The 20499-nt window shown below is 65.4% G+C and carries 15 protein-coding genes and 1 other RNA gene; 10 read left to right on the top strand and 6 right to left on the bottom strand.

What is annotated here, in order from left to right; translation table 11 throughout:
• Positions 1-52 precede the first annotated feature (52 nt).
• The 5 genes from RRU_RS11465 (at position 53) to RRU_RS11445 (ending at position 8681) form a co-directional block, all read left to right on the top strand.
• Positions 53-2023, top strand: a complete 1971-nt coding sequence (locus RRU_RS11465) for a tetratricopeptide repeat-containing sulfotransferase family protein (RefSeq protein ID WP_011389868.1) — start codon at positions 53-55, stop codon at positions 2021-2023.
• A 155-nt stretch (positions 2024-2178) separates the two neighbouring features.
• Positions 2179-3225, top strand: coding sequence for a porin (locus RRU_RS11460; protein WP_011389867.1), 1047 nt, complete (start codon positions 2179-2181; stop codon positions 3223-3225).
• A gap of 222 nt (positions 3226-3447) precedes the next feature.
• Complete coding sequence (locus RRU_RS11455) at positions 3448-4515, top strand: porin (protein WP_014626331.1); 1068 nt, start codon at positions 3448-3450, stop codon at positions 4513-4515.
• A 203-nt stretch (positions 4516-4718) separates the two neighbouring features.
• Positions 4719-5294: a histidine phosphatase family protein gene (locus RRU_RS11450; protein WP_011389865.1), complete on the top strand. Its 576-nt coding sequence runs from the start codon at positions 4719-4721 to the stop codon at positions 5292-5294.
• Positions 5295-5447: 153 nt separating this feature from the next.
• Positions 5448-8681: an AsmA family protein gene (locus RRU_RS11445; protein ID WP_011389864.1), complete on the top strand. Its 3234-nt coding sequence runs from the start codon at positions 5448-5450 to the stop codon at positions 8679-8681.
• A gap of 186 nt (positions 8682-8867) precedes the next feature.
• Here the strand turns inward: RRU_RS11445 and RRU_RS11440 are convergent, their stop codons facing one another.
• The 6 genes from RRU_RS11440 to RRU_RS11415 form a co-directional block, all read right to left on the bottom strand.
• Complete coding sequence (locus tag RRU_RS11440; protein WP_011389863.1) at positions 8868-9128, bottom strand: ribbon-helix-helix domain-containing protein; 261 nt, start codon at positions 9126-9128, stop codon at positions 8868-8870.
• A gap of 172 nt (positions 9129-9300) precedes the next feature.
• Positions 9301-9666: a TfoX/Sxy family protein gene (locus RRU_RS11435; RefSeq protein WP_011390056.1), complete on the bottom strand. Its 366-nt coding sequence runs from the start codon at positions 9664-9666 to the stop codon at positions 9301-9303.
• Positions 9667-9740: 74 nt separating this feature from the next.
• Positions 9741-11357 (bottom strand): fumarate hydratase, encoded by a 1617-nt coding sequence (locus RRU_RS11430; RefSeq protein WP_014626330.1) that lies wholly within the window; start codon positions 11355-11357, stop codon positions 9741-9743.
• A 251-nt stretch (positions 11358-11608) separates the two neighbouring features.
• On the bottom strand, positions 11609-12142 hold the full coding sequence (locus RRU_RS11425) for an SspB family protein (RefSeq protein ID WP_014626329.1): 534 nt from the start codon (positions 12140-12142) through the stop codon (positions 11609-11611).
• A gap of 188 nt (positions 12143-12330) precedes the next feature.
• Positions 12331-12667, bottom strand: a transfer-messenger RNA (tmRNA) gene (gene ssrA / locus RRU_RS11420).
• A gap of 36 nt (positions 12668-12703) precedes the next feature.
• Positions 12704-13852: an Mrp/NBP35 family ATP-binding protein gene (locus RRU_RS11415; RefSeq protein WP_011390053.1), complete on the bottom strand. Its 1149-nt coding sequence runs from the start codon at positions 13850-13852 to the stop codon at positions 12704-12706.
• Positions 13853-14050: 198 nt separating this feature from the next.
• On the opposite strand from RRU_RS11415, the gene hflK reads away from it, so the two are divergent.
• The 5 genes from hflK (at position 14051) to RRU_RS11390 (ending at position 20454) form a co-directional block, all read left to right on the top strand.
• Entirely contained in the window at positions 14051-15274 is a 1224-nt protein-coding gene (gene hflK, locus RRU_RS11410; protein ID WP_011390052.1) for an FtsH protease activity modulator HflK, read from the top strand.
• Positions 15271-16152 carry a protease modulator HflC gene (hflC, locus tag RRU_RS11405; protein ID WP_011390051.1) on the top strand — a complete coding sequence of 294 codons (882 nt, stop codon included), beginning with the start codon at positions 15271-15273 and terminating at the stop codon, positions 16150-16152. The genes hflK and hflC overlap by 4 nt, the downstream gene beginning before the upstream one ends.
• A 353-nt stretch (positions 16153-16505) precedes the next feature.
• A complete protein-coding gene (locus RRU_RS11400) occupies positions 16506-18032 on the top strand; it encodes a DegQ family serine endoprotease (protein ID WP_011390050.1) in 1527 nt (508 codons plus the stop codon).
• A gap of 101 nt (positions 18033-18133) precedes the next feature.
• On the top strand, positions 18134-18616 hold the full coding sequence (locus tag RRU_RS11395; protein ID WP_011390049.1) for a DNA polymerase III subunit chi: 483 nt from the start codon (positions 18134-18136) through the stop codon (positions 18614-18616).
• A 131-nt stretch (positions 18617-18747) separates the two neighbouring features.
• The gene (locus tag RRU_RS11390; RefSeq protein WP_011390048.1) at positions 18748-20454 is read left to right on the top strand and encodes a hypothetical protein; all 1707 of its coding nucleotides are present in this window, start codon (positions 18748-18750) and stop codon (positions 20452-20454) included.
• Positions 20455-20499 lie beyond the last annotated feature (45 nt).

Raw genomic sequence — 20499 nt, 5'->3', positions numbered from 1 at the left:
CGTTCCCTCACGCCGCTCCGCTGCCGCTTCTCCTTGATAAGGACTCACCGCGATGCCCCGCCTGCCCAGACCGCCCGGCTCTTCGACCCTTCGCCCCGGCGCCGTCGCCCTGGGACGGCCCGATCCTGGCCCCGATCTTAACAGCCCCGAAGGGTTGATCCGGGCGGCGCGGGATTGGCTGGGGGCGGGGGATGACCAGCGCGCCCGGCTGGCTTTGGACCGGGCCCTGGCCCTGCGGCCGCGTGCCGCCGAGGCGCTTTTGTTGCGTGGGTTGGTCGATCAGCGGCGGGGCGATCTGGCGGCGGCGGCCGAATGGTTCCGCCGGGCGATCCGGGCGCGCAAGGATTTCGCCGACGCCCATCTCAATCTGGGAAGCTGTCTGATCGGCCTGGGGCAGACCGAGGAGGCGCTGCGCCAGTTCGGTCGGGCGGTGGCCCTGGCGCCGGGCATGGCGCTCGCCCATCTCAATCTCGCCCAGGCCCTGCTTGACCAGGGGGATTTGGGGCGGGCGCGAAGCGCCATCGACCGGGCGCGGGCCCTGGCCCCCGACGCGCTGCCGATCCTGCTGGCCCGGGCGCGCATCCTGGCCGCCCAGGAGGATTACGAAGCGGCCGGCGCTGCCTGGGAAGACTGCGTGGCCCGCGCCCCGGGCGATGTTTTGGTTCTGAACGATGCCGCCAATTTCCTGCTCGAGGACAACCGGGTCGAGGACTCGCTGGCGCTTTATCGGCGGGCGGTGGCCCTGGCGCCGACAAGCCAGGAGGTGCGCAAGAATCTGATCCGCGCCCTGATGACCACCGGCGCCCTTGACGAGGCCGAGGCCGAGGCCGTCGGCTGGCTGGGCACGCAAGGCGAGGATCCGCGCTTCCGTCGGCTGCTTGGCGATGTCCTGGTGCGCGCCGGCCGCTTTCCGGAGGCGCGGAGCGCCTATGTCGCGGCCTGGGACGCCCTGCCCGAAGACGACAATATTCCTTTGGGCCTGACGGCGACGGGCAAGATGAAGAGCGGCGAGGCGCTGGGCGATCGCATCCTGGAGCGGTGGACGGCCCAAGGCGCCGCCGGCGTCGTCTCGGCCGATATCGCCTATGCGGCGGGCAAGGTGCTTGATGATCGCCAGGACTATGACGGCGCCTTCGCCGCCTTCGCCCAAGCAAATCGGCTCAAGGCCGCCGACCACCCCTTCGACGCCGACGCCCACGACCGCTTCGTCGAGGCGGTGAGCACGGTGTTCACGCCGGCGCTGTTCGAGCGCTTCGCCGGCCTGGGGTCGCCCAGCGAGACGCCGGTTTTGGTGGTCGGCCTGCCGCGCTCGGGCACCACCTTGGTCGAACAGATCATCGCCAGCCATCCCCAAGCCGCCGGGGCGGGCGAACTAACCCATGTCAGCCGCTTCGAGCATTCCTTGCCGTGGCGGGTGGGCGAGGCGGGACGGCGGGGCTATCCGGCCTGTGTCGCCGGTCTGGACGGGGCGATCCTTGATCGCTTCACCGCCCATTATCTGCACGAACTGACCCGAATCGGGCCCAAGGCGCGGCGGGTGGTCGATAAGCTGCCCAACAACTTCCTGCGCCTGGGCTTGTTCGCCCTGGCCTTTCCCAAGGCGCGGATCATCCATTGCCGCCGCGATCTGGTCGATACCTGCCTATCCCTGTATTTCCAAAGCTTCGCCGGCGGCCACGAATACCGCCACGATCTGGTTTCGCTGGGGCGCTATGCCCGGGCCTATCTGGCGATGATGGCCCATTGGCGCAGGGTCCTGCCGCTGCCGATGCTTGAGGTCGATTATGCCGACGTGGTCGCCGACCAGGAGAAGGCCAGCCGAACCATGCTGGAGTTCCTCGGTCTGGCCTGGGATGAGGTGGTTCTAAGGTTCCATAAGCGGGAGGCGACGGTGGCGACGGCCAGCCGCTGGCAGGTGCGCCAGCCGATCTATGCAACCTCGGTCGCCCGCTGGCGCCGCTACGAACAGCATCTCTCACCGCTTCTATTAAGCCTTGAAGGGAAAAAACCGTCCAAGGGGTAAAAGACTGTGGTGTTTATGCCACTCGGCAAGGGAAACGCCGGGCGCGTCCGTCTGGGAAATTGACCACTCCGTAGAAAAGCGGCTTATTTGTTCGGGGATAAATCCGGTCAGCGGGACCCGTGGGTTATTACACAAATATTTCAGAGGGAAGACAGATGAAAAAGATCCTTTTCGGCAGCACGATGTTGGTTGCCGTTGGTGCACTGACCGGTACGGCCGTGGCCGCCGATCCGATCTCGCTGTCCTTGGGCGGTAAGCAGGAGCAGTACTTCGGTGGCGTGTCGACCTTTAAGGACGGCAACCGCGAAGACGGCTTTGGCGTCGACACCGATACCGAGGTCTATTTCAAGGGCTCGACCACGCTCGACAACGGCATCACCGTTGCCGCGATGATCCAGCTTGAGGCCGAGGCCGATAACGCCGTCAACGCCGACGAGCAGTACGTCACCGTTTCGGGCGCCTTCGGTAAGATCCAGGCCGGCCAGAAGGAAGGCGCCTTCGACCAACTCACCGTTTACGCCCCCGTCGTTGGCTGGGTGTCGCTGAACGATACCGCCGACTGGCTGGGCTATGCCGGCACCTCTTCGTTCGCGCGCGGGTCCAACTACTACAACCTTGATCAGACGCTGAACGACGACGACGCCAAGATCAGCTACTTCACGCCGAAGTTCTATGGCTTCAGCGCCGGCGCCTCCTATACCCCGCAGCCCGGCGGCAGCCTCGTTCCGGCGACCAAGAAGAACCGCGATCTGGCTCAGTTCGGTATCGGCTATGATAACAAGTTCGGCGATATCGGCGTGAAGGCCAGCGCCACCGCCGCCACCCAGTCGAACTTCTGGATCTACCAGGGCGGCCTGAGCGCCAATTATGCCGGCTTCACCCTGGGCGGCACCTACACCGAGATCGACGACGAGAGCGCGTCCAGCGGCACCGTCTATTCGACCGCGCCGAGCAGCGAGGGCCGTCTGTGGTCCGCCGGCCTCAGCTACGCCACCGGCCCCTACAGCGTTGGCTTCGCCTACGCCCAGACCAACCACAAGAGCGGTGGCGACAATGCCATCTACAAGCTTGGCGCCGATTACAAGATGGGCCCGGGCATCAGCTTGGTTGGTAACGTCTTCTACGGTGAGAACGACTCCAACACCGCCGCCGGCTCGCGCGAAGGCGTTGGCGCCGTCACCGGTATCGTGCTGGCGTTCTAAGTCGACCCTCTCGTGGGTTTGAGGGTGGGGGGCGGTCCTTGCGGGGGCCGCCCCCTTTTCCATTCCGACGGGTGTATTCATTCTGCAACAGTGTTTGAAAAACGCCACGGGCCCCCGGTTCGGGAAATTGACCCCCGGGATGAAAAATGGCTTATTCGGGGGGTCTCGAACCGCACCCGGCCCTGGGGGGTCGCTGCTCTAATGGTTAATGAGGAAAAGCACATGAAAAAGGTTCTCTTCGGCACCACCATGTTGGTTGCCGCTGGCGCTTTCGCCGGAGCCGCCGTTGCCGCCGACCCGATCACCCTGAAGCTGGGTGGTAAGCAGGAGCAGTACTTCGGTGGCGTCGCCTCCACGAAGGACGGTGGCCGTGAGGACGGCTTCGGTATCGACACCGACACCGAAGTGTACTTCTCCGGTTCGACGACCCTCGACAACGGCATCACCGTCGCCGCCCGCATCGAGCTCGAGGCCGAGGCCGACAACGCCAACAACGCCGACAAGCAGTGGGTCACCGTTTCTGGCGCTTTCGGTAAGATCGAAGCCGGTCAGCGTTCGGGCGTGTTCGACGAGTTCATGGTCGTCGCTCCGACTGTTGGGTCTGTCTCTCTCGACGACTCGAAGAGCTGGCTTGGTGCCGGCAACGGTATTAATGGCAGCGTCACTCAGCTTTACCTCGATCAGTCGCTTGACGATGACGACGCCAAGGTCACCTATGTGACCCCGCAGTTCTACGGCTTCAGCGCCGGCGTGTCGTACACCCCGAACGTGGGGGGCCCGCGCGCCAACAACTCCTCTATCGTCGCCCCGACCAAGAAGAACCGCGATCTGGTTCAGATGGCCGTTGGCTATGACGCCGAGTTCGGTGACGTCGGCCTGAAGGCCAGCGCCGCTGCCGCGACCCAGTCGAACCTGTGGATCTACCAGGGCGGCGTGAACGTGTCGTATGCCGGCTTCACCCTGGGTGGCGCCTACACCGAATACGACGATCAGTCGGCTGCCGCTGTTGCCAGCTGGGACGCTGACGCCAGCGAAGGTCGCGTGTGGACCGCTGGTCTGTCCTATGCCGTTGGCCCCTACAGCGTCGGCTTCACCTACGGCCAGACCGACAACGACAGCAAGTCCGGTGTGGATGCCGCGATCTATAAGATCGGTGGCGACTACAAGATGGGCCCGGGCATCGATCTGGTCGGCAACGTGTTCTACGGCGAGACTGGCATCGGTTCGTCCAATGTCGACGCCAGCCGTGAAGGCTTCGGCGCCGTCACCGGTATCGTCCTGGCGTTCTAATCGAACGAACCAAGACGTTTTGTTTGGCGGGGGGCGGTCTTCGGACCGCCCTTTTGCTATTGCGGGCCGGCCCTTGCGCCCTGGTTTTTTTGTTCCCCCTCGCGCAGGCGGTATCTGACCCCCATGTTTGAGGCGCTCCCCGGGGTTTTATCGAAAGCCTCTCTGGCGGGGGCCTCGATAGGATTTTTGAAGGAGAAGACGTGATGGCGCCAGCCCAGGCGAGCGGATTATTCGATGGACCTTTCTATTTTGTGCGCCATGGCGAAAGCGTGACCAACCGCGGCGAATTGATCGGCGGCTGGCTGGATGTGCCGCTCTCCGAGGAGGGCGAGCGCCAAGCCGAGGCGGTCGCCGATTGCCTGGCCGCCGAGCCGATCCGCGCCATCGTCTGCAGCACGCTTCGCCGCACCTCGCAGACGGCGGCCCCTTTGGCCGGCCGCCTGGGTCTGGTGCCGCTGATCGTCGATCAGGTGAAGGAACGTCATTGGGGCGATCTGGAGGGACGGCCGATGGCCGAAAAGCCCGATAATCTCGAGACGCCGCCCGGCGGGGAAAGCTGGCTGGCCTTTCGCGACCGGGTCTGGGAGGGGTTCCAGGCGGTACGGGTCGCGGCGCCAGCCCTGATCGTTGGCCATTCCGGCACCATGCGGGTGCTGCGCGATCGCTTGGGGATCGGCGATTCCGTCGAGCGAATCGGCAATGCGCGTCCCGTGCGCTTTGATCCCCCGGCCACCGCCACCGCCGGCTGGACGATGACGCTTCTTTTGCCTTCGGACTGATCGCCCCCTATGGTGTCGGCTTATGGTGTCGGGCGCCTGCCGGCCGGGACCCCGTGCGGAAGGCTCCACCACTCGACTTCCCGCGGACCCTGTGAGGTACGCTTTATCGCAGAGGGTCCGCTCCTTTTTTCTTAACGATAAAGGCATGCGGGCATGCGGACGCTATTGTTTGGAACGGTCGTCCTTATCGCCCTGATGGTGGGGACCGTCCTTGCCGTTCCCTCCTTCGTCGACTGGAATTTGTACCGTGACCGGCTGAGCGCGGAAATCCAGCGGATCACCGGCCGGGCCCTGGTCGTCGAAGGCGATCTGTCGCTTCATCTGCTGCCCACCCCCGCCCTGGCGGCGCAAGGGGTCAGTCTGGCCAATGCGCCGGGCGGCTCCGATCCGGTGATGGCGCGGGTGGACTCGGTCCAGGTCAAGGTCGATCTGCTGCCGCTGTTGCATGGCGAGGTGGTCGTGCGCTCGGTCGAGATCATCCGCCCGGTGATCGTTCTCGAACGCCTCGCCGATGGGCGCGGCAATTGGGAGATGCGGGCCGGGCAGGGCGGCGGCGACGAGGTCGATGGCCGTCTGCCCGGCGCGCCGCCGGTCGAGAGCGCCGATCCGCTGGAGGTCGCCTTCAATCACGTCGAGATCGTCGATGGCGTAGTTCGCTACCGCGATGGCGGCACGGAACGGGTGATCGACAATCTCGATGTGACGCTGGTCGCCGACCGCCTGAACGGGCCGTTTTCCCTTCAGGGGCGGGCCACCGCCCTTGGCCTGCCGGTCAGCCTTCAGGCGATGATCGGGGCGATCGACGCGGGGCGGGCCACCCAGGTCGGCATAAAGCTGGGGCTTGAGAACCAGCCCTCGGTTTTTGAACTGACCGGGCTGGTTTCGGGGCTTTCAACCGGACCGACCCTGCGCGGCAGCATGGGCCTTGCCGTTGACGATCCGGCCGCCGCCCTTGATCGCCTGGGCGCGGCGATGGGACGGGACCTCGGCCTGTCCGCCGGGCCGATGAAACTGCCCTTGCGGGTGAATTCGCGCATCGAACTGTCCTCCGCCGCCGCCAAATTCGACGATATGGTGGTGCAACTGGCGGGGAACGAGGTCAAGGGCGGGGCCTCGGCGGTCTTCGGGGCGGTGCCGCGCATCGATGCGGCGTTCGTCGCCTCGCGCATCGACCTCGAGGCTTGGAAGACCGCCTGGAGCGACCAGCCGGGCGGATCCCCGGCGGCGCTGGCCGTCGCCCATGCCGAAGAGAAGCCGCCGGCTTGGCGCTTTCCCCAGGATCTGGCCGTCACCCTGGATCTCGCCGTCGACGCGGCGATCTATAACGGTTCGGCTCTGCGCGATTTGCGGCTGAGCGCGGCGCTGAGCAAGGGCGAGGTCACGATCAATCAATTGTCGGCGCGGCTGCCCGGCGTGTCCGATGTCTCGGCCTTTGGTTTTCTCACCACTCCGACCGAGGGGCTGGCGATCGATCTGACCCTGGCCGGGCGGTCGGATAATTTGCGGGCTTTGCTGGATTGGCTGAAGGTTGACGTCGGCGGCGTGCCCGGCGACCGTCTGCGCCGCTTCGATGGTCAGGCGACCGTGGTGGGAACGGCGGCGCAGGTGAAGATCACCGGCCTTGATGTGTCTCTTGATACCAGTCAGATCCGCGGCGCCTTCACCCTGCGGCCGGGCAAACGTCCGGGGATCGGCGCCACGGTGATGGTCGATCGTCTTGATCTCGACGCCTATCGCTCGGAGGCCGCCCAGGCGACGGGCGATCCCCTGCCGCTTTTGGCCGGGTTCGAGCGCCTGAACGCCTTTGATACCAGTTTCGATTTCAAGGCCGGGGCGGTGACCCTGGGCGGCGAAAGCTATGGCGGCATCGCCGTCAAGGGATCGCTGGTCAAAGGCAAGCTCACCCTGGCCGAGGCCACGGTCGCCGACGGACCGGGCGGCATGCGCTTAGGGCTCGGCGGTGCCGTGAGCGGTTTTGGCGGAGCGCCCGGCTTCGATAATCTGACCTATGATATCGAAATTCCCGATCCCGCCCGCGTCGTGCGCGCCCTGCGCCTGGATTTGCCGCTGGCCATCGAGTCCATCGACAAGCTGGTGCTGACCGGAACCGTCAATGGCACCGCCAACGCCCTGACCCTGCGAACCACGACCACCGGCGATGGCGCCACGCTCAATACCGAGGGAACGCTGGTCGGCGCCTTTGCCGGCGTTCCGACGCTGAGCATGGGGATCGGCTTTGCCCATCCCGATGCGGCGTCGTTCCTTGCCATGGTCTTTCCCGGCTATCGGGCCCAGGGCCTGCCCGGGGCCTTGCGGCTGCAGGGCCAATTGGCCGGCGATCTTTCAACGATGGCGTTAAGCGATATCCAGGCGACGGTGGGCGCGGTTCCGCTCAGCGGCTCGATCGCCGTAAACCGCAAGGGCGACCGCCCCTTTGTCGAGGCCGATCTTCAGGCCGGGGATTTGGATCTTGATCCGCTGTTGCCGGCCTCGCGGCTGTCGGCGCTGGAGCGGCCGAGGGCGGTTCGGGCGGCCGGCCTGATGCTGGGCGGCGGCAGTGTCGCGCCGCCCTCTTTGCTGCCCTTGCGGCGGGTGGCGACCAGCGAGGGGGCGGTGGCGAGCCCGCCCGACAAGGAGGCCTTGGCCGATGTGGACGGCGCCCTCGCCCTGCGCGCGACGAGCCTGACCTACGCCGGCCTGCGTCTTGAGCAGGCCTCCCTGCGGGCGAAGCTGGTCGATGGCGTCGTTACCCTGAGCCCGGTGGAGGGCACGCTTTATGGTGGCCGTCTGAAGGCGACGGCGCAGAGAACGCCCGGGCCCATGGCGGCTTATACCCTGGGGCTGACCCTGGACGGCTTCAAGGCCGGCGACTATCTGGCCGCCCGCGGGATGGCGGGGGGAAGCGGCAGCGGATCGCTGGTGCTTGATCTCGCCGCGCGGGGCGAGGAAGACCTTGTCTCGACGCTCTCGGGCAAAGGGGTGTTGTCGTTGACGGCGATCGACGTGAGCGACCCGTCCGCGCCCGGGCGCGGGCTGGCCCGTCTGGCCGGACTGCTTGGCGGCCTTGGCGATCTCGCCGGACCGAAAGGCGCGGTCGGAGGGCCGACACCCGGGGCGGCCCTTGATCTCAATGGTCCCTTTAGCCTTGAAAAGGGCGTGGTCAGCTTCGAGGCGATCAGCCTGCGCGCCGCCGATTTCTCGGCCAGCCTGAGCGGCCGTCTGGATCTGGGGCGTGATAGCATTGATGCCCAGGGCCGGGTGGCGCTGTCGCCCGAGGCCCGCGCCGCTTTGGCCAAGGATATCGCCCTTCCCGACGATATTCCTTTTGGAATTCGCGGCCCCCTGGCCAAACCGGTGGTCCGCGTGCTCACCCCGCCCTTGCGGTAGAGCGCCGTGCCTGGGACTTGGTCCCCGCACACCGCTTCAAGGGTTTGATAGCCAAGAAAATCGTCTTCGCGATCTGGTTCAGATCGCTGGGGATTTTCTTTGATCGCCGAGGGCGGGGGCAAAGCGCGTGCTCAAGCCGACAGGGACGACGTGAGCCCGGGCGCGAGCGTTATCGGCCCGGGTCCGTCAGCCAACGCGGCGCCGGCTTTCCTTATAGGATGGCGCCTCCCGATAGGCTTCAAGCACCTTGATGCGGATGGCGCTGGAGAGATTCCCGCTGCGGCCGGCGTCGATTTCGGTCACCATGTCATTGACCGATTGTCCACGGGCCTTGGCGAGATCCTTGAGGGCGTCCCAAAAGGGCTCCTCCAGCGAGACGCTGGTGCGGTGTCCGGCGATGGTGACCGACCGTTTGCGCACAGTTGGATCGAAAGCGACCTGGTCCATTGTCTTTGTTTCTCCGTGATCTCTGCATGTCCCTGGGCATGCCGGGGGACCCCTGTCTGTCCGACACCGAAGCAGATCAAGTGTCCGCATGGGGTGCTTTCCGTCTTCCAAGAACGGATGAGCACCCGAAAGGTTGCAGGGCGCGCTGATGGCGCAGGAGCGGAGAAGGGGGTCAGCGATGGGCCGGGACGCGGGCGCGTTTGGCCGCTTCCCAGGCGGCGCGTCCCCATTGGGCCAGGGTATCCCCGTCATCGAGAACGAAGGGCGGGACGACGCGGAACTTCTGTCCGCCCGCCGGCAGGCCGCCGGAAAAGAACTCCGACTCGCGCCCGCTGGTCGCCTCCCAGCGATCGTAATCCTCGCGGTTGATCGGGTCGGTGCGGAAATGCAGACGCCCGCCCGAGACCAGGGCGAACAGAACCCCATCGAGATAAAGACCGGTGGCATCGGTCATATCGCGCGATTCCACCTGTCCCAGGGCCGCCCGCATCACCGGCAGCAGGGCCCGCACATAGCGGCCGCGTTCTTTGTCATCCATGCTTGGTCCGGCTCCCGCTTCGCTCCACCGCCTCCTCCCTCTCGAACCGGGGGAGGAGACGCGCAATCGCAGTCTCAAAGCTGCTGGAAGAAGTCGTTGCCCTTGTCATCGACGATGATGAAGGCCGGAAAATCCTCGACCTCGATGCGCCAGATGGCTTCCATGCCCAGTTCCGGGTATTCCAGAACCTCGACCTTGCGGATGCTGTTGAGGGCCAGTTGGGCGGCGGCGCCGCCGATCGAGCCCAGATAGAACCCGCCGTGCTTCTTGCAGGCCTCGGTCACCGCCTTGGAACGGTTGCCCTTGGCGATCATCACCATCGAGCCGCCGTTCTCTTGGAATAGATCGACATAGGCGTCCATGCGGCCGGCGGTGGTCGGGCCAAAGGAGCCCGAGGCGTAATTGGCCGGGGTCTTGGCCGGGCCGGCGTAATAGACCGCGCCGTTCTTGAAGTACTCGGGCAGGCCCTCGCCGCGATCCAGCCGTTCCTTGAGCTTGGCGTGGGCGATGTCGCGGGCGACGATCATCGGCCCCGACAGCGAGACCCGGGTCTTGATCGGATAGCCGCTGAGCGTCGCGCGGATTTCCGCCATCGGCCGCGACAGGTCGATCTTGACCACCTCGGCCGACAGCTTCTCGGTGCGCACGTCGGGCAGGTAATGGGCGGGATTGGTTTCAAGCTGTTCGAGGAACAGCCCTTCGGCGGTGATCTTGCCCAGCATCTGGCGGTCGGCCGAGCAGGAGACGCCGATGCCCACCGGGCAGCTCGCGCCGTGGCGGGGCAGGCGGACAACGCGCACGTCGTGGCAGAAATACTTGCCGCCGAACTGGGCGCCGATGCCCATGGCCCGGGTCATCGCCAGAACCTCGGCCTCGAGCGCCAGATCGCGGAAGGCGTGGCCATCCTTGCCCCCGGTGGTCGGCAGGCCATCGAGATACTTGGCGCTGGCCAGTTTCACCGCCTTCAGGCAGGCCTCGGCGCTGGTGCCGCCGATGGCGATCGACAGGTGATAGGGCGGGCAGGCGGCGGTGCCCAGCGTGCGCACCTGGGCGTCAAGGAAGCGGGCGAGGCTCTCGGGATTGAGCAGGGCCTTGGTCTGCTGGTAAAGGAAGACCTTATTGGCCGAGCCGCCGCCTTTGGCCATGAAGAGGAATTTATAGGCGTCGCCCGGCGTGGCGTAGAGGTCGATCTGGGCGGGCAGGTTGTTGCCGGTATTGACCTCGTCGAAAACCGACAGCGCCGCCATCTGCGAATAGCGCAGGTTCAGGGTCTGATAGGTCCGGGCCACGCCTTCCGACAGGGCGAGGGCGTCGTCGTCGCCCGAAAACACCCGCTGGCCCTTCTTGCCCTGAATGATCGCCGTGCCGGTGTCCTGGCACATCGGCAAGACCATGCCGGCCGAGATATTGGCGTTTTTCAGCAGTTCCAGGGCGACGAAGCGGTCGTTGGCCGAAGCCTCGGGATCGTCCATGATGGCGCGCAGCTGGGAAAGATGGGCCGGGCGCAGCAGATGGGCGATGTCGCGGAAGGCCTCTTGCGCCAGACGGGTCAGGGCCTCGGGGGCGACGACCAGCATCTCCTCGCCGCGGAACCGCTCCACCGAAACCAACCCCTCCGTCCCTTCGAGAGCGCGGTAGAGGGTTTTATCCTCCGCCAAGGGAAAGACGTCCGCGAAAGCGCGATCGATCATGATCCTGGTATCCCCCGATACATCGGTCATTTCAACAGCCGTCCCCCGGGCGAGGGGGGCTTATGGTCATGGGCCTTGGATGGGCCTTGGTGGGTGGGGCGGGACGTTCGCCATGCCCCACCCCTTATTCATGGGCGTGGTGGTCGCCGGTCATCTTGATGGGGCGCCCCCGCCCGGCCGGCGAAGGGGGCGTCACACTCGCGGGAGGGGGAGCCGACAGGGCGGGTCGGACTCCCGATCGCCTGGGGCTGTCAGGGCTTCTTGCGAAAGGTGTCAAGGGTGACGACGTTGTCCTTGGCGCCGTCGCGGACATCATCTTGATCGTCGATGGGCGGGGCGGCGCGCCCGGGCCCGTCGGTCTCGATGCCGTCGTCGTCCTCGTCCTCGTCCTCTTCGTCGTCTTCCTCGTCGTCGTCTTGCTCCAGGGCCCCCTGGAACTGCAGGCCGAAGGTGGCATGGGGATCGGCGAAGGCGGTGACGGCCTCGAAGGGAATGGTCAGCAGTTCACGAATTCCGCCAAAGGACAAGCTGACGGAAAACAGATCGTCGTCGACCGCCAGATCCCAGAACTGGTTTTGCAAGACGATGGTCATGGCATCGGGATGCTGACTTCTCAGCCGCGGCGAGAGCACGACACCCGGATGACTGGTATGGAAGGTTATGTAGAAATGGTGGGCTCCGGGCAGACCTTGGCGCTCGGTAACCTTGAGCGCCTCGCGCAGAACGCCGCGCAAGGCCTGCTCCACCATACGATCATAGGCGAAATGTTCGATTCGTTCGTCCACGTGCGTTCCCTGAATCCGTGCTGTCTGCGGGCCAATTCGCAGTCGTATGTCTAGCATAAACCCTCCGGCGCCATTGACAACGCCCGAGCACGCATATTTCCAGATGTTTCGCGCATAGCTCGCCTGTCAAGCCGGGCGAGGCGGCGCCGTTCAAACAAAAGGCGGCCTGTCGGGCCGCCTTGTAGGGAAGTGGGGGGGCTTCTGTTGCCCGGTGCCCCCCCGAACCGCGCTTACGGGTGTTTAGGCCGCAGCGGCAAGTTCAACGTTGTCGTTGGCACTTGTCAGAGTTGGCCCGATAACGGTGGATACCATGCCGAACACAACCTTTATCTTTACCACGCGTGTCGATCCTATTTCGCCCCCAGGAACCCGGTCTCCGGCGCTGAGGCCGGAGACTTGGGCGAATGGTGGAGGCGCCGGGTACCGCCCCCGGGTCCACAACGCTTATTCCATAAAGGGTTTAGCGTCATAGCCGGACAAGCCGGCACCCCCAATATAGGGGGGATCGTCGCCGATGCAAAGCCCCCGAAATCGGAAACGCCCGCCCTGGTGATTCGGGGGTCATTGAGACCCGACGTTTGGCGCGGCCGGCGCGGCGCTTTCCAGGCTGGTCCAGACCGCCCGGGCGATGGCCTTATAGGCGAGGGCGTGATCACCCTCGGGGTCGGAAAGCGTGATCGGCATACCCTCGTCGGAGCCGCTGCGGATGCGGATGTCGAGCGGTAGTTCGCCCAGGAACGGTACGCCAAGCTCTTGGGCCGTGCGCCGCGCCCCGCCGTGGCTGAAGACATCCTCGCGGTGGCCGCAGTTCGTGCACAGGTGATAGCTCATGTTCTCGATCAGCCCGAGCACCGGCACATCGACCCGGCGGAACATCGCCAGACCGCGCTTCGCATCAAGCAGGGCGATATCTTGGGGGGTGGAGACGATCACCGCCCCCGATAAGGCGACGCGCTGGCACATGGTGAGTTGGGTATCGCCGGTGCCCGGTGGCATATCGACCACCATCACGTCCTGCGTGCCCCAGTCGACATCGCGCAGCAACTGTTCAAGCGCCCCCATCACCATCGGTCCGCGCCAGATGATCGGATCGTCTTCGGCGATCATGAAGCCGATCGACATCATCGACAGCCCATGATTGGTCACCGGCATCACCTTTTTGCCGTTGGCCACCGGCTTGACCGAGGCGACGCCCAACATGCGCGGGATCGACGGGCCATAGATGTCGGCGTCAAACAGCGCCACTTTCAGGCCAAGCGCCGTCAGCCCCAGGGCCAGATTGACCGCGGTCGTGGATTTTCCCACCCCGCCCTTGCCCGAGGCCACGGCGATGATGTGGCGCACCCCGGGCAACTCGATGCGGGCCTGCGACGTGGCGTGGCCATGGCCCCCGGCGCCCGGCTGCGGCTTTTTCTCCGCCTGGGGCGGACGTTGTTGGGCGTTCTCCGCCTGGGGCGGACGCTGGGCGGTCAAGATGACGGTGGCCCGGGTCACGCCGGCCAGGGCGCGTAGCGCATCTTCGGCCTGGCGCGAAAGCGGTTCGAGCGAGGGGCCAAGGGCGGCGGGCACGGCCAGCGAGACGCTGACCAGACCGCCGGGCTGGATGGCGACGCCGTCGATCCAGCCCAGGGAAACCACGTCGTGGTCGGCCCCGGGCGGAACGATCCGCGTGAGGGCGCCAAGAACATCGTCCCGGGTTACGCTTGCCATTTGTTGAAACCCCTTCGCGTTGGACCGATATGGAAGACGCCGCCGTCGGGCGTGGAGTGCAGGGGGAACGACAGGGGCTTGGGTCGCGACCTTTGCCCCAATGCGTCGGCTGCCCTATAACTCTGGATCCGGTGTGGTCATTGTCGACGGCGGCGGTATGGTGTTTCGAAGCTTTAAACGCGAAAGGGACTTCGTTCAATGGGATGGAACCAGCAGGGAGGCGGCCCCTGGGGCGGCGGCGGGGGCGGCGGCGGCGGACCCTGGGGTAGTGGCGGGCGCGGCGGCAACGGCCGGGGCTTTGGCGGCGGTTCGGGCGGCCAACCCCCCGATCTGGAAGAAATGCTGCGGCGGAGCCAAGAGCGCTTTCGCAAGATGGTGCCCGGCGGCAATTTGGGCAACAAGGGGATCGGCCTAGTCGCGATCCTGGCCTTGGCCGTCTGGTTGCTGACCGGGTTCTACCGGGTGGGCACCGACGAGCAGGGCGTGGTCATGCGCTTTGGCGAATTCACCCACACCACCCCGCCCGGGTTGCATTACCATCTGCCTTATCCCATCGAGGCGGTGATCCTTCCCAAGGTGACGGTTGAAAACCGCATCGAGCTTGGCTTCCGCGGCATCGGTGAGAACGCCCGGGGCCGGACCCCCTCCCGCGACGTGCTGGAGGAAAGCCTGATGCTGACCGGTGACGAGAACATCATCGATATCGATTTCTCGGTCATCTGGGTGATCAAGGACGCCGGCGCCTTCCTGTTCAATCTTCGCGACCCCGAAGGCACGGTCAACCGCGCCGCCGAAAGCGCCATGCGCGAGGTGATCGGCCAGACGCCGATCCAGGTGGCTTTGACCGAAGGTCGTCAGCAGATCGAGGACCGGACCAAGGAACTGCTGCAGGCGATGATGGACGAATACAACGCCGGCATCACCATCCGCCGCGTCCAGTTGCTGAAAGTCGATCCGCCGGCCCAGGTCGTCGATGCCTTCAACGATGTCCAGCGCTCGCGCGCCGATCGCGAACGCCTGCGCAACGAGGCCGAAGCCTATCGCAACTCGGTGATCCCCGAGGCTCGCGGCCAGGCCGAGCAGTTGCTCCAGCAGGCGGAAGCCTATCGCGAGGAGATCGTCAACCGAGCCCAGGGCGACGTGGCCCGCTTTAATTCCGTGCTCGAAGGCTATCGCCTCAACCGCGACGTCACCACCCAGCGCATCTACCTGGAAACCATGGAGGAGGTTCTGCGCAACGTGAACAAGGTGATCATCGACAAGAACGGTCAGGGTGTCGTGCCCTACCTGCCCTTGCCTGAAGTGCGCGCCCGCCAGGGTGGCGCCGCCGCGATCGCCCCCTCGGGCCTGTCCGGGGCGCCCCTGCGGCCGATGTCCCAGCCGATTCCGGGGCTTCCCGCCGCGCAGGGAGGCGGCCGATGAGAAAGTCCCTGGTGGCTCTTGGCGTCGTCGCCGTCCTCGCGGTGATCGGACTCTATTCGTCGCTTTTCATCGTCAACCAGACCCAGCAGGCGCTGGTCTTCCAGTTCGGTGAGTATGTTCGCACCGTTCAGGACCCTGGCCTGAAGTTCAAAGTGCCGTTCATTCAGAACACGGTGCTTTACGACAAGCGCGTGCTGGCCCTTGATCCGCCGGCCGAACAGCTGATCCTCGCCGATCAGAAGCGTTTGGTCGCCGATACCTTCATGCGCTATCGCATCGCCGATCCCTTGCGCTTCTATCAGGCGGTCAACAACGAGGCCCAGGCCGCCTCGCGGCTGTCTGATATCGTCATCTCGGCGCTGCGCCGGGTTCTGGGCAACACCACCCTGGCCACGCTGCTGTCCAAGGAGCGGACCCAGATCATGGTCGATATCCGCAATGCGGTGGATCATGAGGCCAAGAACCTGGGCATCGCCGTGACCGACGTGCGCATCCGTCGGGCCGATTTGCCCGAGGAAACCAGCCAGTCGATCTTTGATCGCATGCGCTCGGAGCGCGAACGCGAAGCCCGCGAATTCCGCGCCCAGGGTCAGGAACTGGCCCAGCAGATCCGGGCCCGGGCCGATCGCGAAAAGACCGTGCTGGTGGCCGAGGCCCAGAACCGCTCGCAGGTGTTGCGCGGCGAGGGCGACGGCATGGCGGTGAAGATCTACGCCGAGTCCTTTGGCGCCGATCCGCAGTTCTTCTCGTTCTACCGGTCGATGGAAGCCTATCGCAAGGCGCTATCCGATAGCAGCACCACCATGGTGTTGTCGCCCGACAGCGATTTCTTCCGCTACTTCGGCACCCAGGGCGGAACGGCCCCGGCGCCGCGCTGACCGGCCTGACGGGCTGCACGCGAAACGATCAGACGACGGCGGTTCGAACCAGGGTTCGGGCCGCCGTTGGCGTCTTCGGCCGGAAAAAGACCGGTATCGCCAAGCCATGAAATTGTCCCTTTCGACACTTTGGCTTGCGAATTTCCGCCACCTTTGGCGCTCAGCCTCGCCTGCGTACAAAGACGAGGGGAGGTGCCCGTCACCGGTTGATCGCCGCCCGTGCCCTGCCCAGATTTCCCCCGGGTCCGTCAATCCGGGAACCCCGTTCTCGATAGCTGTCCGAGCGCCGCCGCCGCTTTAGGGTGATGGCGGCCGCGCCGAAAGGCTCCATGGGTCAAGAAGGAGTTCAACCCGTGTTTCAATCCGTGCTTGATCGCACCGCTTCCAACGGAGCCGGGTCCGCGGGCCGCCTGCGCCGCGCCCTGGCGCCGGCCCTGGTCGCCTTCTCCCTGGCCATCGCGCCGTTCTCCGCCCAGGCCCGCGAGATCCCCGAAAGCTTCGCCGATCTCGCCGAGGGTTTGTTGCCCGCGGTGGTCAACATCTCCACCACCCAGACCATCGATGCCGATCGTGGTCCGGAAATGCCCCAGTTCCCGCCGGGGTCGCCCTTCGAGGAGTTCTTCAAGGATTTCTTCGAACGCCATGGCGGGCCGGGCGGCGGCGTCCAGCCCAAGACCCCGCGCCGGGCGACCTCGCTGGGCTCGGGCTTCATCGTCGACGCCGCGGGCTATATCGTCACCAACAACCACGTCATCCAGGATGCCGACGAGATCACGGTGATCTTGCATGACGATACGGCGATCAAGGCCGAGCTGGTCGGCAAGGACGAAAAGACCGACGTCGCCCTGCTGCGCATCAAGACCGACAAGCCGCTGACCGCCGTGCCCTGGGGCAATTCGGAAGCCGCCCGGGTGGGTGATTGGGTGATGGCGATCGGCAATCCCTTCGGCCTCGGCGGCACGGTGACCGCCGGCATCATCAGCGCCAAGACCCGCGATATCAACGCCGGACCCTATGACAGCTTCATCCAGACCGATGCGGCGATCAATAAGGGCAATTCCGGTGGGCCGCTGTTCAACATGCATGGCGAGGTGATCGGCATCAATACGGCGATCTTCAGCCCCTCGGGCGGGTCGATCGGCATCGGTTTCTCGGTGCCCTCCAACCTTGCCCATCAGGTGATCGACGATATCAAGAAGTTCGGCCGTACCCGTCGCGGCTGGATTGGCGTGCGCATCCAGTCGGTGACCGACGAGATCGCCGAGGGCCTGGGTCTTGAAAAATCCGCCGGCGCCCTGATCGCCGCCGTTACCCCCGGTGGGCCTGCGGCCGCCGCCGGTCTCAAGGTCGGCGATGTCATCGTGTCGTTCGATGGCCGTCCGGTCCCCGATATGCGGACCCTGCCGCGGATCGTCGCCGAAACCGAAATCGGCAAGGACGCCGCCATCGGTGTCTGGCGCGAGGGCAAGCGCCAGGACCTGAAGATGAAGGTCGGTGAACTGGAGGTGGCCGAGGACGAGGGGTTGCTGAACGAACCCGAAACCAGCGGCGTCACCGATTCCCAGGGCGGCACCGCCGTCGCCACCATCGGCCTGACGGTGACCAAGCTCGATGACCGCCTGCGCAGCCAGTTCGGCTTCGATGCCGCCTCGGAAGGCGTGGTGGTGACCGATGTCACCAATGAAAGCGACGCCCAGGAAAAGGGTCTGGAGCCCGGGACGCTGATCGTCAAGATCAACCAGACCGAGGTCGCCTCGCCCGAAGACGTGGTCAAGGCGGTGGCCAAGGCCAAGGACGAGGGACGCAAGACCGTTCTTCTGCTGGTCGAGCTGCGCGGAACCCGGACCTTCATTCCGGTCAAAATGGCCGACAAGAAGTAGTCTTTCGCCGCCTTTCCCGGAGAACGGGCGCCGGTTCCCCCACCAGGGAGCCGGCGCTTTTTTGTTCCCGTTCGGGCGATCGCCTGGGATAAACTGCGGCGATGAGCCGCTTTGATTTCTATCATTTACAACGATCGACCCTGGAAGACGCCTTGCCCCGGCTGTTGGCGCGAGTGCGCAAGGGGGACCAGCGCGCGGTGGTCATGGCCGGTTCGCCAGAACGGGTCGATGGCCTGAACAGCCTGCTGTGGACCTTCGACGCCGGATCATGGCTTCCCCATGGGACGGCCCGCGACGGCGACGGGGCCGACCAGCCGGTCTGGCTGACCATCGACGAGGAAAATCCCAATGGCGCCGAGGTTCTGGTTCTGACCGACGGGGTCTGGCCTAGCGATCCCGCCCGCTTCGCCCGGATTTTGCTGCTGTTTGACGGCGGCGACGACTCGGCGGTGGCGCGGGCGCGCGGCCACTGGAAGGCGATGCGCGAAAACGGCCACGAATTGCACTACTGGCAGCAGGATGAGCGCGGGGGCTGGGAAGAAAAGGCCCGGGCCGCCGCCGATCCGGGACCGTCTAAAAGCTAAAGACCAAAGGCCGGAGCGATTGTACGAAAGGGCGGACCGCCTATATCTTTTTTCAGTTTCGCGCTTCTCCATCCGGCTTATGGAAAGCGTGATAAAGCCGGAAGGAGCCCGGCCAAGCAGGGGATAAGGGCGTGCCGAAGTACGAAGTCCAGACCCATCGGGATAAGCGCTGGCTAACCCGCGACCTTTATGATTTCGAGACTCAGGCCATCGTCGCGGCTAAGAAGATCTATGCGACCTCGCAGGCCGATGGGGTGAGAGTGGTTCTTGACCGGCTGACGCCGGAAGGGCTGCACCGAGAGAAAATCATCTTCGAGGAAATGCGCAGCCAGCCGAAGGACAAACCGGTCCGCATTACCCCGATCGAGGATGGGGCGCGCTGCGCATCGGTTGCCGAGGTCTATGCTCTGGAAAGCCGGATGACGATCGGCCGGCTGCTCAAGAGCTATCTGGAACAGCAAATCCTGCTGCCCAGCGAGCTTCTGCATTGTTCGCGCCCGCTTACCCGCTTCCAGGAGGCCGACGGTCAGTTGATGCCCTCGGCCGTCGATCGCATCGTCGGCATGCAATGCCGGATCGATCCGAGCCTGAACGCCAAGGTCCGGCGCGACGAGATCTATGACTGGATCGCCGAAATCGGCCGGCGCGCCCGGCGCAGCGAGGGCGAAAAGCTGCTTTGGCCGCTGAGCCTCGACGATTTCCACAAGGTGGTGGCGACGGTGGCGAAATGCGCCTTCGTTCACGAGGAACAGGTGGCGCTGCTTTGCCATGTGATCGCCCGGGAAACCGGCAAGGAGCGCAGTTTCCTCGGTAAGCTGGAAGTGCTTCTGGGCTGCGTCTCGGAAGATCTGACCCTTGAGGTTCTGCGCATCCTCGATGGCTTCATCGCCGATGCCCTGGCGGTCAGTCAGGTCGTTCAGGAGATTCTGGGCGTTCGGCCCAATCTGGCCAATGCCTTGATCGCCCTTCTCGATTTTATCGACGGCAAGGCCGGGACGGCGGCGACGCGCGAACCCGAGACGGCGAAGGTCCTGCGCCGGCTGTTCGCCGAGGGCAAATTGCCCGACGGCCTGACCGTGTTGCTTGACCGCGTCACCCGCGAGTTGGGGGGGCGCCAGCCGCTGACCCGCAACGATCCCGACCGCGAGGAGGCGGCCTTTCTCGCCTTGCTCGACCGCCTGGTCAAGCCCGAGGGGGTGGCCGGCGGCACGGCGGTGGCGGCGGCCCTGACCCGGCGCTATGGCCTGCGGCTGGAGCAGGGCGGGCTGATCGGCTGGAAGCTGTCGGTGCTTGGCGTGTCGCGTCTGCTTGGCGAGAACGCCCGGCGCATGCAGTACCTCTGCGAGGTCGCCGGCGCGGCCGAGGGGGCCAATGCGCTGACCGTCGTCGCCGAAGAGGTGGTCGAGGTGGTCAAGCCGGCCGCCGATATCCATCATTTCGTCGCCCCCGATCTGGCGACGCCCGAAAAGCTGCGGATCCTCACCGGTCTGCAACGGGCCCTCGGCACCTCGTCCCTGCCCGAGGTGTTGCGCACCCGGGTGGTCGGCCGGTTGGACGATCTGCTGGCCCGTTATCTGGTCGATGCCGCCGTCGTCGAAAAGCTTGACGCCCCGGGCGATTCCTTGCGGCTGAGGGCGGTCCGGCTGGTGAAATTCTGCGGCTCGGGGCTGCTGTTGGAGGGCAAGGCCCTGGCCATCGCCCGTTCGCGCGTGCTCCATCACCTGCGGCAGCCGAATTTCGTCGAGGATTTCACCCAGGATTTCTCCGATCCGGGCGAACGCGAAGCCCGTCTGCGTGATTTCTATCGCATGCTGGCCGAGGCCGGCTTCCGCATCTGATAGCCAAGCACATCGTCATCGCGCTCTGGTTCAGATCGCTCGGGA

The organism is Rhodospirillum rubrum ATCC 11170 (assembly GCF_000013085.1).
Classification (GTDB): Bacteria; Pseudomonadota; Alphaproteobacteria; order Rhodospirillales; family Rhodospirillaceae; genus Rhodospirillum; species Rhodospirillum rubrum.
The sequence above is the reverse complement of the archived record's forward strand: the minus strand, read 5'-3'. Positions and strand labels throughout refer to the sequence as shown.

Coding starts and splice junctions, on each gene's coding strand:
- RRU_RS11465 (WP_011389868.1), top strand. CDS start 53: ATGCCCCGCCTGCCCAGACCGCCCGGCTCTTCGACCCTTCGCCCCGGC.
- RRU_RS11450 (WP_011389865.1), top strand. CDS start 4,719: ATGGCGCCAGCCCAGGCGAGCGGATTATTCGATGGACCTTTCTATTTT.
- RRU_RS11415 (WP_011390053.1), bottom strand. CDS start 13,852: ATGGCAAGCGTAACCCGGGACGATGTTCTTGGCGCCCTCACGCGGATC.
- hflK (WP_011390052.1), top strand. CDS start 14,051: ATGGGATGGAACCAGCAGGGAGGCGGCCCCTGGGGCGGCGGCGGGGGC.
- RRU_RS11460 (WP_011389867.1), top strand. CDS start 2,179: ATGAAAAAGATCCTTTTCGGCAGCACGATGTTGGTTGCCGTTGGTGCA.
- hflC (WP_011390051.1), top strand. CDS start 15,271: ATGAGAAAGTCCCTGGTGGCTCTTGGCGTCGTCGCCGTCCTCGCGGTG.
- RRU_RS11435 (WP_011390056.1), bottom strand. CDS start 9,666: ATGGATGACAAAGAACGCGGCCGCTATGTGCGGGCCCTGCTGCCGGTG.
- RRU_RS11440 (WP_011389863.1), bottom strand. CDS start 9,128: ATGGACCAGGTCGCTTTCGATCCAACTGTGCGCAAACGGTCGGTCACC.
- RRU_RS11395 (WP_011390049.1), top strand. CDS start 18,134: ATGAGCCGCTTTGATTTCTATCATTTACAACGATCGACCCTGGAAGAC.
- RRU_RS11430 (WP_014626330.1), bottom strand. CDS start 11,357: ATGATCGATCGCGCTTTCGCGGACGTCTTTCCCTTGGCGGAGGATAAA.
- RRU_RS11455 (WP_014626331.1), top strand. CDS start 3,448: ATGAAAAAGGTTCTCTTCGGCACCACCATGTTGGTTGCCGCTGGCGCT.
- RRU_RS11445 (WP_011389864.1), top strand. CDS start 5,448: ATGCGGACGCTATTGTTTGGAACGGTCGTCCTTATCGCCCTGATGGTG.